At 42.4% G+C, this 12,769-nt stretch carries 10 protein-coding genes; 9 read left to right on the forward strand and 1 reads right to left on the reverse strand.

The window, feature by feature from the left end; genetic code table 11:
* Positions 1 to 41 precede the first annotated feature (41 nt).
* The 8 genes from secG (at position 42) to MFP28_RS03845 (ending at position 11,273) form a co-directional block, all read left to right on the forward strand.
* On the forward strand, positions 42 to 275 hold the full coding sequence (gene secG / locus MFP28_RS03810) for a preprotein translocase subunit SecG (protein WP_002894878.1): 234 nt from the start codon (positions 42 to 44) through the stop codon (positions 273 to 275).
* An 89-nt stretch (positions 276 to 364) separates the two neighbouring features.
* Positions 365 to 2,713, forward strand: a complete 2,349-nt coding sequence (gene rnr, locus MFP28_RS03815) for a ribonuclease R (RefSeq protein ID WP_002906050.1) — start codon at positions 365 to 367, stop codon at positions 2,711 to 2,713.
* The gene (smpB, locus tag MFP28_RS03820) at positions 2,676 to 3,143 is read left to right on the forward strand and encodes an SsrA-binding protein SmpB (RefSeq protein ID WP_002906051.1); all 468 of its coding nucleotides are present in this window, start codon (positions 2,676 to 2,678) and stop codon (positions 3,141 to 3,143) included. The genes rnr and smpB overlap by 38 nt, the downstream gene beginning before the upstream one ends.
* 175 nt (positions 3,144 to 3,318) lie before the next feature.
* On the forward strand, positions 3,319 to 4,281 hold the full coding sequence (locus MFP28_RS03825) for a hypothetical protein (protein WP_002906053.1): 963 nt from the start codon (positions 3,319 to 3,321) through the stop codon (positions 4,279 to 4,281).
* Positions 4,282 to 4,305: 24 nt separating this feature from the next.
* Positions 4,306 to 5,349 (forward strand): hypothetical protein, encoded by a 1,044-nt coding sequence (locus MFP28_RS03830; protein WP_002906055.1) that lies wholly within the window; start codon positions 4,306 to 4,308, stop codon positions 5,347 to 5,349.
* Positions 5,350 to 5,543: 194 nt separating this feature from the next.
* On the forward strand, positions 5,544 to 6,407 hold the full coding sequence (tehB, locus tag MFP28_RS03835; RefSeq protein WP_002906057.1) for an SAM-dependent methyltransferase TehB: 864 nt from the start codon (positions 5,544 to 5,546) through the stop codon (positions 6,405 to 6,407).
* 426 nt (positions 6,408 to 6,833) lie between these two features.
* Complete coding sequence (locus tag MFP28_RS03840; protein WP_002906058.1) at positions 6,834 to 8,903, forward strand: M13-type metalloendopeptidase; 2,070 nt, start codon at positions 6,834 to 6,836, stop codon at positions 8,901 to 8,903.
* Positions 8,904 to 9,221: 318 nt separating this feature from the next.
* Entirely contained in the window at positions 9,222 to 11,273 is a 2,052-nt protein-coding gene (locus tag MFP28_RS03845) for a C69 family dipeptidase (protein WP_002906059.1), read from the forward strand.
* A 90-nt stretch (positions 11,274 to 11,363) separates the two neighbouring features.
* On the opposite strand, the gene MFP28_RS03850 is transcribed toward MFP28_RS03845, so the two are convergent.
* Complete coding sequence (locus MFP28_RS03850) at positions 11,364 to 11,924, reverse strand: TetR/AcrR family transcriptional regulator (protein WP_002906060.1); 561 nt, start codon at positions 11,922 to 11,924, stop codon at positions 11,364 to 11,366.
* 142 nt (positions 11,925 to 12,066) lie between these two features.
* On the opposite strand from MFP28_RS03850, the gene MFP28_RS03855 reads away from it, so the two are divergent.
* Positions 12,067 to 12,768, forward strand: a complete 702-nt coding sequence (locus MFP28_RS03855; RefSeq protein WP_002906061.1) for an ABC transporter ATP-binding protein — start codon at positions 12,067 to 12,069, stop codon at positions 12,766 to 12,768.
* Position 12,769: the final 1 nt, after the last annotated feature.

Here is a 12,769-nt window from a genome sequence, read left to right on the forward strand (position 1 = left end):
TTTTATGATAAAATAGATAGGATTTTAAGGAGTTTTTATTTATGTACAACCTATTATTAACCATTTTAGTCATTTTATCAGCTATTATTGTCATTGCAATTTTCATGCAGCCAACCAAAAATCAGTCTAGCAACGTCTTTGATGCCAGTGCCAACGATTTGTTTGAACGTCCTAAGGCACGCGGTTTTGAAGCTGTGATGCAGCGTATGACGGGAATCATGATTTTCTTCTGGCTACTGATTGCATTGGTATTAGCAGTATTATCTAGTAAATAAAATGGGCTCTGACTTCGTCTCGGCCTATTTTTTAAGTTTTAAAGAGATTTAAAAGAGATGAAGAAAGAACTCATCAAGAGAAGAGGAATATGAAATCAGAAATCATTGAATATTTAAAAGACAGGCAGCAGGCTAGCGTAGATGAGCTGGCGGCTGCTTTGGGGAAAGAGTCTTCCAAAGATTTTAGTAGCTTGGTCAAGACCATTTCCCAGATGGAAAGAAAGCATCAGATTCGCTTTGATGACAAGGGGCGGATTGAGCTTTATGAGAAGAAAAAGCAAGAGCGTCTGACGCTCAAGGGTGTTTTTCATGCCCACAAGAATGGCTTTGGCTTTGTCACCCTGAATGAGGAAGAGGATGACCTCTTTGTCGGCCGTAATGATGTCAATCATGCCATTGATGGCGATACGGTGGAAGTAGTCATTACCAAGGTGGCAGACCGGATCAAGGGAACATCAGCTGAGGCTAAGATTATCGATATTTTGGAGCACAGCCTGACTTCAGCAGTTGGCCAGCTGGTTCTGGATGAGGAAAAGCCCAAGTATGCGGGCTATATCCGCTCGAAAAATCAGAAAATCCGCCAGCCTATTTATGTCAAAAAACCAGCTATGGTTCTGGATGGTACAGAGGTGCTCAAGGTCGCTATTGACAAATATCCAACCAAGAAACACGATTTCTTTGTGGCGAGTCTGGTCGATGTAGTCGGTCATGTCAACGATCCAGGTATTGATGTGCTGGAAGTGCTGGAGTCTATGGACATTGTCTCTGAATTTCCAGAAAAGGTCTTGGAAGAGGCAGAGCGAGTTCCAGATGCACCGACAGAGAGTGATTTGGAAGGACGTTTGGACCTGCGTGAAGAGGTTATCTTCACCATTGATGGAGCGGATGCCAAAGACTTGGACGATGCTGTCCATATCAAGCGTCTGAAAAATGGCAACTTTGAGCTAGGCGTCCATATCGCAGATGTGTCCAACTATGTCAAAGAAGGCTCTGAGCTGGACAAGGAAGCCCTCAATCGAGCGACTTCTGTCTATGTGACCGACCGCGTGGTGCCTATGCTGCCAGAGCGCCTGTCCAACGGTATCTGCTCCCTCAATCCCAATGTGGACCGGCTGACCCAGTCGGCTATCATGGAGATAGATGCCAAGGGGCGCGTGGTCAAGCATATCATCACTCAGACTGTTATCAAGACAACCTTTCGCATGACTTACAGTGATGTCAACGACATCATTGCTGGAAATCAGGAAAAAGCTGAGCAGTTCAAGGCCATTGTGCCCAGTATTGACAGCATGGTCCAGCTGCATGAGATTCTGGAAAGCATGCGCTTTAAACGCGGTGCGCTCAACTTTGACACCAATGAAGCCAAAATCATGGTCAACAAAGAAGGTCGGCCGGTGGATATTGTCCTGCGTCAGCGGGGAATTGCTGAGCGCATGATTGAGTCCTTTATGCTGGTGGCGAATGAGACGGTGGCTGAGCATTTTGCTAAGCTAAATCTGCCCTTCATCTATCGGATCCACGAGGAGCCTAAGGCGGAGAAGGTGCAGAAGTTTATCGACTACGCCTCTAGCTTTGGGATTCGGATATACGGGATGGCTAGCTCTATGAGTCAGCAGGCTCTGCAGGATATTATGGAGGCGGTCAAAGACCAGCCTTATGAGGAAGTCCTGTCCATGATGCTTTTGCGCTCCATGCAGCAGGCTCGCTACTCTGAGCACAATCACGGGCACTATGGTCTGGCAGCGGAGTTTTATACGCATTTCACCAGTCCGATTCGCCGCTATCCGGACCTTCTGGTTCATCGGATGGTACAGGATTATGGCAAATCTAAAGAAATAGCAGAGCATTTTGAGCAAGTGATTCCAGAGATTGCCAGTCAGTCCTCCAGCCGAGAGCGTCGGGCTATCGAGGCCGAGCGTGAAGTTGAAGCTATGAAGAAGGCTGAGTACATGGAAGAATTTGTTGGGGAAGAGTTTGCCGGCGTGGTTTCAAGCGTCGTGAAGTTCGGACTCTTTGTCGAGTTGCCCAATACGGTCGAAGGCTTGATTCATGTCACCAACCTGCCAGAGTTTTACAGCTACAATGAGCGGACCATGACCCTGCAAGGAGAAAAGTCTGGCGTGATCTTCAAGGTAGGTCAGCAGATTCGCATCAAGCTGGTCCGAGCGGATAAAGCTACGGGCGAGATTGACTTTGAGTATCTGCCTAGTGAATTTGACCTGGTAGAAAAGACTAGCAAGAGTGGCAGAGGCAAGTCAGGCAGAAAGAGACGCCGTGAGGATGACAAGCGCAGCCATTCTTCCAAAGAAAAAGGCAACAGAGATAAGAAAGATAAGAAGTCCAAGAAAGGCAAGAGCCAGAAGGCATTTTACAAGGAACTAGTCAAGAAAGGAGCCAAGCATGGCAAAGGGAGAAGGAAAGGTCGTCGCGCAAAATAAAAAGGCCAGACACGACTACACCATCGTGGATACCATCGAGGCGGGCATGGTGCTGACTGGGACGGAAATCAAGAGCGTCCGTACCGCCCGCATCAATCTCAAAGACGGCTTTGCCCAGATCAAGAACGGTGAGGCCTGGCTCAGCAATGTCCATATCGCCCCTTATGAAGAGGGCAATATCTGGAACCAAGAGCCTGAGCGCCGCAGAAAGCTGCTGCTGCATAAGAATCAGATCCAAAAGCTGGAGCAGGAGACCAAGGGAACTGGTATGACGTTGGTGCCGCTCAAGGTCTATCTCAAGGATGGCTATGCCAAGCTGCTCCTGGGCCTGGCCAAAGGGAAGCACGACTACGACAAGCGCGAGTCCATCAAACGCCGCGAGCAAAACCGCGACATCGCAAGACAGATGAAGAACTTTAATACAAGATGAAAGACTGGGTGACCGGTCTTTTTTGGTATCCAACTCGGACTTTTGATTTATGCTATAATGGGAGGGAACAAGTTTAAGGATGATTTCTTTTTGTGAATGATTGATGAAAAAGCGGAATGACTCCAAGGACTATCAAAATAAATGACTAGATGAATTAAAAACTGGTGGTAAGCAAATGAAACTCAATAAAAAATTTTTCATATTTCTTGGAGGACTTCTTCTGACTTTAGTAGTTCTTTTCGCTTTTTTAGTAAGTGGGAGAAAAAAAGAGTATGATAAAGAAGACTATAATGTTGATCAAATAGAGTTGTTCAGTCAAAACAAATATGTATTGGTTACTAGCAGAAATGATGGTTCTTTCAATTATGGACAGAATTATATAACAGATTTCAAGTATAATATTCTTACTGAAGAGGATGGCTTAACGTCGTCTAAAGTTAGTAAAGAGGAATATTTCAAAATCAAGATTTATAATTTGCAGGATCCATCTAAAATAACTAGTAAAGAAGTCAATGTCTACGATTTGTTAGGACAAGAGAATACTTATAGGCTTAAGCAAATTCGTGCACAATTTACAAGGAACGGAAAAGAATTTCTAACTTTTAGTATGCACTCGTATGAAAAAGGGAAACCGGAGAAAATCAAATATTTTATTCTAGCATTGGAGTCAGGAAAAATTGAAAAAGAGATGTCAGAAAAAGAGATTAATCTACTTTTAGATCAGAAGGATACTAGAACTTATATGAGAGGAACAATATATAAGACTATGGATCTTGTAAGAGGTGGAATAGGGGATCAGATTAATAATGCACTATTAAAGTATGGTATGGAGTATGTTTCTGGCTACATAATACCATCGTATAAAATAGGTGATTATGTGGAAGTTTCAGGTACTAATTTTGCTAAGATTTATCCTGAAATTGCGAAAAAAATGAGAGACATGAATAAAATCTATTTCCGTCCAGACCAATACAATGAGGAGGAGTGGTTTAATGATTTAATTCATTGGTTTGCGCCCGAAGGTCAGGATGTAATGGAACTTTATGCCACAGATGAAACAACTGGAGAGAAAACACAGATTCGATCTTTTAATGATTTCAAGCATTGGGTTGAAACCCATCCACAAAAAGAAAAATAGAAACAATAAGAGGAATGGTGAACAATGATAAGAAAACTATTGTTAAGTCTTCTTTCTTTAGCGGTCTTGGGACTTGCTATATTTGCTTGGCAGTATCAGTTAAAACAAGATCAGCTTCGAAAAGCTAAGGAAGAAAAAGAAACTTATGAATCCTTAAATTATTATACAGGAACTTTTACAATTGATGACTATTCTTTTCTTGAAAATGGTACAGGGGTAGCTGTTCATTGGAAATCAGAAAATCCAGAGGAAGATGCCTTAGTTCGCAAGTATGCTACTCTGAAAAACGCAGATAGACCAGTGCAAGTGACAATTGGTGCGCGTAATGCCAACTATATTGTTCGAGAGAACATGAAACTTCCTTCAGGACCGAATTATCTTGATAAAAAAAATGAAGATAACTATTATACCTTATCCATTTACCACGTTAAGAATCAACAGCTAGAAGGCTATAAAGAAGATTTGTATAAATTAGTTTCAGACTATAATTCTAAATATTTACCTAGAGGAATAGAGGAAACATTAACTGTCATTGATGGAAATAATTATTTGTCTATTCTTGCCTCTGAGTCTGGGGAACATGAGAAGTTTCAAACTCTTTGGTACAATCTTGATACTCGAAAAATTGAATGGGAAGATAATAAGACAGCACAATTTCAAAGTCCAACCTTTAATTTTAAACTAAATACGCAACAATTTAAAGAAAAGTTGGGGAATTTTAGATTTCCTATTATATATCCTTTAGGCGAAGCTGTGGATACAAGTTGGATTCGAAATATCTTAATGGCGCAAACAGACCCAAAGGCAGCGGCATTATTGGAAAAAACGAACTCTCAACTTTATATACTTGATAAGAGCGTTAAAGACTATCTAGAGTTTTATAGTCTGTTAGTTCCTTCGAATACAGACTTATATGAAGGTGTGATTCCAGCAAGTATCAGTAAAGATGGATTGGAACATCCTTTTAACTCTAAAGAGGAATTCAACCAGTTTTATGATGAGAGTAAGGATAAGGAATTAATGAAACAAAAACAGAATAAATCAATTTTACAAGAAAGGGTATACTGATGAGTCGTAAAGAGATAGATGCTGAAAAGTAAAAGAAAGTAGACTTCCTATGTGAGAAAGAACTGGCTGATTGACCAGTTCTTTCTTTTTGCAGGGAAGGCCGTTCAATTTGCCACTTGTCAAGTCTGTGCTTTTCGAGTATGATAAAGACAGTTAGATTATTCGGAGCTTGGCTTTTAGAGAAAGGATTTTTTATGACAGAAGAATTGCTAGCCTATAAACGTATGCCGCTGTGGACTGCTGAGACCATGCCAGAAGCGGTAAAGAGAAAGCACAATACCAAAGAGGGAACTTGGGGTAAAATCACTGTTCTCAAGGGACATCTTAAGTTTGTCGAGATGTCAGAGGAGGGTGAGGAGCTGGCTGAGCACATCTTTGAGGCTGGTCAGGACAATCCTTTTGCTCAACCTCAAGCTTGGCATCGGGTTGAAGCCTTAACAGATGATTTGGAGTGGTATTTGGAGTTTTACTGTCGGCCTGAGGATTATTTTCCTAAGAAATACGGCAGCAATCCAGTTCACTCAGAGGTTTTGGAAGCTATGCAAACAGTCCGACCAGGGCGGGCATTAGATCTAGGCTGTGGTCAAGGTCGTAATGCTCTCTTTCTAGCCAAGCAGGGCTTTGAAGTGACGGCCGTAGATCAGAATGAGTTGGCACTGGAGATCCTACGTAGCATTGTGGAGCAGGAGGATTTAGATCTGCCAGTGGGTAGCTACAACATCAACTCAGCTAGTCTGACCCAGACTTATGATTTGATCGTTTCCACTGTTGTACTTATGTTCCTACAGGCGGAGCGGATTCCGGATATTATCCGAAATATGCAAGAGCATACAGCGCTTGGTGGCTACAATCTCATCGTCTGTGCTATGGATACAGAAGACTTCCCATGCTCTGTTCCCTTTCCTTTTACTTTTAAGGAAGGCGAGCTTGCCGAGTATTACAAGGACTGGGAGCTGGTTAAGTACAATGAAAATCCTGGTCACCTCCATCGCCGGGATGAAAACGGCAATCGAATTCAGCTGCGCTTTGCGACGATGCTGGCTAAAAAGGTTCAGTAGGAGACAGTAGGAAAGAACCAAATTTTTTAAAATTTAGCTTGGCTCACTTATTTTGAGGTTCTGGTTTAAAAGGTCTGGGAGATAATTTAAAATGTCTCAGCCTCAATATTTTTTGAACAGAATAAAACTAGACTGAGGCATTTTTGTCTCAGTCTTTTTTTATTTTAGTAAAAAACTTTAGAAATATTTTAGAATTTCTTTAGAAATATCTGAAGTTTGGAGGCTATACTAGAAAGTGCAAGGGGGAGAGAAAAGAGCTGGAAGCAACAGGACAGCTGGTAGAAAACTTTAGTTTTTCTTTAAGTGTGACTCTAGACCAGATCACTTTTAAAAGCAGACTGAATGACCTTATTCTCTCTTCTTGCGGCAAATTTTTCCAGACCTTCAGTTTTCTGTTGACGAGGAAAAAAGAATATGTTAAAGTAAATGAGTAAAATAAAAAAGTCAATTATATTTTACTTAATATACAAGGAGGAACTCATGAAGAAAAGAACGAAAATCATTCTAACTTCTACGTTGACTGTGACCGGCCTAATCTTGGCTGCCGGTGGCTACTGGGCTTATAAGACCTTTGTCCCTCAGGAGACACCGATTGATAAGAATGCCACAGTGAGGACCAATTACTATCAGGCCATCAATAAAAAATGGCTGGAAAAGGCAGAAATCCCTAGCGACCAGCCGTCTAATGGTGTGTTTTATGAACTGAACGAGCAGGTCAAGGATAAGATGAAGGCGGATGTCAAAAATCTAGTCTCTGGTAAAGAAGAGTCAACGATTGAAGGCATGCCTGAGTTTATCAAATACTACCAGCAAGCGACTGACTTCAAGCAGCGGGAAAAGGATGGCTTAGATCCTCTCAAGTCCTATCTCAAGGAAATTGAAGACTTGTCCGATCTAAAGGACCTAGCTGGCAAGGCTGTTGACTGGGAAAAACGCGGTTTGGCTCTGCCGTTTACCTTTGAAATCAGTTCTAACCTAGAAAATACCAATCAGAAACAAGTGAATCTGTCCAGTCCAAGTCTTATGCTGCCGGATAAGAGCTACTATGAAGATGAAGCTGCTAAGAAAAGGATGATGGATCCGCTGGAAAAAGCATTCAAAGAAGCCATGCAAAAGCTGGGCTACAGTAAAAAAGAGAGCGAAAAGATTGTCAAAGAAGCCTTAGAATTTGATGGAGAACTGGCCAAGTATGCCCAAAGTAATGAAGAAACTTCGGAAATTAAAAATCTTCACCATCCTAAGACGGCAGAAGACATCAATGCCTACTCTGATACCTTTAAGTTTCACGATATTATCAATGACTATCTAGGCCAGGAATCTGGCGATGTCAATGTTCCTAACCCTAAGTATTATGAAAATTTTGCCAAGGTAGTCAATGACAAGAACTTTGGCAAGCTCAAATCTTGGATGCTTGTGAAGCAGGCAGCATCAGCATCTAGTTTTCTAACCGATGACTATCGGCTGATTTTTGCAGAGTACCAAAAATCCTTGCAAGGAACTAAGGAAGCAACTTCAAAAGAAGATGCAGCCTACAATCTGACAACAGGAACTTTTTCAGATGTCTTCAGTCTTTACTATGGACGTAAATATTTCGGTGAGGAAGCCAAGCAAGAAGTAACCCAAATGGTCAAGGATATCAAGGAAGTCTATCGGGAACGTATGCTGAAAAACGAATGGCTATCAGAAGAAACCAAACAGAAGGCAGTCAAGAAGCTGGATACTATGAAACTCTATATCGGCTATCCTGAAAAAGTTCGCGTAGTGACTAAGGCCTTGAAAGTAGACGATAAGAAATCCTTCTTTGAGAATGCAATTGCTTTGAGTCAAGCAAAACATCAATATGATGTTGAGCACTTCTCGGAGCCAGTAGACAAGGACGAGTGGGTCATGCCTTCCTATGATATCAACGCTTACTACTCACAGGAAAATAACAGTATCAACTTCCCAGCCGCAATCCTGCAGAATCCATTCTTTGATGCTAAGCAAGAGATGGAAAAGAACTACGGCGGTATTGGTATGGTTATTGGTCATGAGATTACTCACGCCTTCGACTCAAACGGTGCAAACTTTGATGAAGAGGGGAATTTGAACAATTGGTGGACTGAAGCAGATAAGAAAGCTTTTGACAAGAAAATTGAAGCTGTTACCAAGCAGTGGGATGGTATTGAAATCTACGGTGGCAAGGTCAACGGCAAGCTTACGGTAACAGAAAATGTAGCCGATGCTGGAGGACTTTCAGCTACTCTTGAAGTTGTGAAAAAGAAATATCCAGATGCGGACTTGAAGAATTACTTTGAAAACTATGCCAATATCTGGAGAAGCAAGGCCAGTCTGCAATTTAACCAACTTCTTCTGAAGGTAGATGTCCATGCTCCGTCCGAACTGCGGGTCAACCAGCAACTCAAAAATGTAGAGGCCTTCTATGAAACCTATCCAGAAATCAAAGAAGGTGATGCCATGTATCTGGCTCCAGATAAGCGGGTCAGCGTATGGTAAGATTGCTTGTCTAGAGAAGACGATAAAATAATCTAATCTATGAAGCACAACCAGTTTGGTAATAGGAGAGAAGTTTGTCCTTTTTCTCCTATCCATTCTTTCCTGCAATACTTGCGCGGCTGCGGTTTGTGCCTCCGCAGCCACGTGTCTTTAAAGTCAGATTTTATCTGGCTTTTTTCTATTTTGAAATGAATTATTTATCTAGTAAATCTTACACGTCAAAAAAATGAAATCGCTTGCAAAACCTAGAGTAAAAGGCTATACTGAATATAGTATTTAATTTTGTAATTTTTTACAAAACATAAAGGAGATATTTTTATGAAAAAAATATTGTTTCGTTCCTTGTTAGCTCTTTCGACCATTTTTCTCTTTCCTTTCCAAGTGGTCGAAGCCTGCACAGGATTTATTGTCGGGAAAGACCTGACGGCAGACGGCACAAGGCTTTACGGTCGGACAGAGGACTTGGAGCCAAATCACAATAAGGTCTTTCTGGTTCATCCGAGAAAGACTAATGCGAGTGGTGCCAAACTAGTCGATGAAGCCAACGGTTTTGAATGGACCCTGCCGGCAGAAAGCTACAAGTATACTTCGGTATCAGATGTGACCCCATCCCAAGGTATTTTTGATGAGGTTGGCTTCAATGAATACGGTGTTTCCATTTCTGCGACTGTTTCTGCCAAGGCTAATGATGCCATCCAAAAAGTGGATCCTTATGTAGAAAATGGCTTGGCAGAGTCTATCCTGACAACCGTCGTTCTGCCCCATGTTCAGACTGCCCGTCAGGGTGTGGAGCTGATGGCGCAGATTGTCAGAGAGAAGGGAGCAGCAGAGGGTAATATTATCACCATTGCTGACAAGACTGGTGTCTGGTATATGGAAATCCTATCTGGCCACCAATATGTTGCTATTAAATTCCCAGATGACAAGTATGCAGTCTTTCCTAATACTTTCTTCTTGGGCAGTGTTGACTTTGACGATACAGAAAACGTCATTGCCTCAAAAGGTGTTCAGGATGTAGCTAAGCAAGCTAACTCTTATAAAGAAATTGACGGCAAATTCCACATTTCTCAGTCCTATAATCCACCGATGGCAGAGGCAGATCGTTCTCGTGCCTGGGCAGGTATCACTAGTCTAGATCCAAATGCGGCCGTGTCTTATAACGACTCTTATTTTGACCTCATGCACTCCACAGACAGAAAGATCAGTGTAGCAGATGTAATGGCTATGCAGCGCAATCGCTTTGAGGGTACTCAGTTCAAACCGCTGGACCAAATGGAGCTAGATGGTAAGGGGTTGCCACAACGCGGTACGACAGACCCTGTTTACAAATATCCGCTGGGCAACCCAAATGTCATGGAAGCTCATATCTTCCAGCTCAAAGACGGTGTTCCAGCCAATATGGGCGGTGGCACTATGTGGCTGGCGGTAGGCAGTCCGCGCTTCTCACCTTACCTGCCTTATAATGGTAATATCACAGATACTTACGATGCTTATAAGGTCAACACAACTGGCTACAGTCCAGACTCTTGGTACTGGGTAGCATCTCATATCTACGATATGGCAGCCAAGCATCAGGACCTCTTTGGTACTTCTGTCCAAGACAAGTGGAAAGCCTTGGAAGCCCGCTTTATTGAGGAGCAAAATGCTCTAGATGCAGCCAATGCAGCTTTGCCAGACTCTTCAGCCAAAGTCACAGAGGAAACACAGGCTCGAGCAGCCCAAGTCTTTAAGGAAATGAAAGAGCTAGAAGCTGAAATGGAAGCTAAAATCAAGGAAGCAACAAAAACAACTCCTTCCAGCTCCAGCAAAGATTCGAGCAGCTCTTCGTCATCTCAAAGTTCGTCAAGCTCATCCTCTTCAGCAACTTCTAGCAGTTCAGATACACGGACGGAAGTCAATGTAGAAGATGATAGCTTGGTAGATGTCGCAACTGGCATTCGCTTGAAAAATGCTGACTTGGTCAGGGCCGGTCATCAGCTGTCAGTGAAAAAACTGGAAAGCAAGATTCAGCCGACAGATACTTATGACATTAGCTTGACCGATCCGAATGGTCAGCCGGTGCATCAGGTCAGTCCGACCCTTGTGACGATCCCAGTCCGCAAAGACCTGCCAGTAGATGCTGTCTATGCTCTGGATGAAACTGGCAAGCAGGTTGAGAAATTTGATGTAACGGTTAATCAAAACCAGACCATTAGCTTCACGACCAATCATTTCTCTGTTTATCAAGTGCAGTATCGAAATGAGCAGTCCGTCAAGGCTAAGAAGAAAGACCTACCATCAACAGGTGAGCAAGTCACCATCATGGGCCTTGCAGGCTTGATTATCCTAGCAGGAGTCTTCTTCCTTTTGAAGAAAACAAAGAAAAACTAATCTAAAATAAAAAGAAGGCCGAACATATTGCTCGGCCTTTCATAGTAGAAAAAACGACTTTTGTCCAGGCTATCCTTCAAGCTAGAGCCTTTATCTTAAATAATCATAGTTATAAGTAGTCAAAATGATGTCAGTGAGTTCTTCAGGTTCTTCTTTAGCTCCGCCGGCTATCCAAAGAGAAATAATCCCCTCAACACTGGATAGGAAGATTTCCAAGGCGTATTTCTGAGGGATGTGAAAGTTCTCCTCTAAAAAACGCTGGGTAGCAGCCTTTTGCTTATCACTCAGAATGATAGTGGTTATGTACTCCCGAATAGCTTCGCGAAAGTCAATATAATGGCTTCTGGTCAGGGCATTGATAAGACGTTCATTAGCGCGCAGTATATGAAATTTTGCTATCATTAACTTTTTGGGATATGCGTTCTCCGCTTCAAACAAGCTATAACTAGAAAGTTGGGAGATAATGTCGTTTTTGAGACTATCAACCATCTGATATTTATCTTGGTAGTGGAGGTAGAAGGTGCCGCGGTTAATCCCAGCCCGCTTGCAGAGTTTGCTGATGGAGATAGTATCAAACCTTTCCTCTGATAGTAGCTGAATCAAGGCTTCCTTGATGTCTTCCTTGGTACTAGTTTTTCGTTTCTGGACCATTTTTTCTTCCTTTTTACTTAAATCAACACTTTGTTGATTTTTGGTTATTGCTTTTTATCTAAGCTCATTATATAATATCTGTGATTTAGAATCAACACCTTGTTGATTTAAGAGGACGAGCTTTGAAAAGGAGAGAAACGATATGGCTTATATTGAAATGAAACATAGTTTTAAACGTTATCAGATAGGTGACACAGAAATTGTTGCCAATCATGATATTTCTTTTGAGATTGAAAAGGGGGAACTGGTCATTATCCTAGGCGCTTCTGGTGCTGGTAAGTCTACGGTGCTCAATATCCTTGGAGGTATGGATACCAATGATGAGGGAGATATCCTGATAGACGGCCAGAATATTGCTGACTACAATTCCCACCAGCTGACGGACTATCGCCGCAATGACGTGGGCTTTGTCTTTCAGTTTTACAATTTGGTGCCCAACCTGACGGCCAAGGAAAATGTCGAATTGGCTTCTGAAATCGTCAAAGATGCTCAAGATCCAGTGGCCGTTCTAACCGCAGTTGGTATGGAAAATCGCCTCAATAATTTTCCAGCGCAGTTGTCAGGTGGGGAGCAGCAGCGGGTCTCTATTGCTCGGGCTGTGGCAAAAAATCCTAAGATTTTGCTCTGCGATGAGCCGACAGGGGCTTTGGACTACAATACCGGCAAGCAAGTGCTGCAAATCTTACAGGACATGTCTCGCAATCAAGGAGCGACAGTTATTATCGTGACCCACAATGCTGCCTTGGCTCCCATTGCTGACCGGGTTATCCGCATGCATGACGCGAGAGTCAAGAGTATCACAGTCAATGATCAACCACAGGATATAAGTACATTGGAGTATTGAT

It is taken from the genome of Streptococcus sanguinis, from assembly GCF_050234405.1.
Lineage (GTDB): Bacteria > Bacillota > Bacilli > Lactobacillales > Streptococcaceae > Streptococcus > Streptococcus sanguinis_W.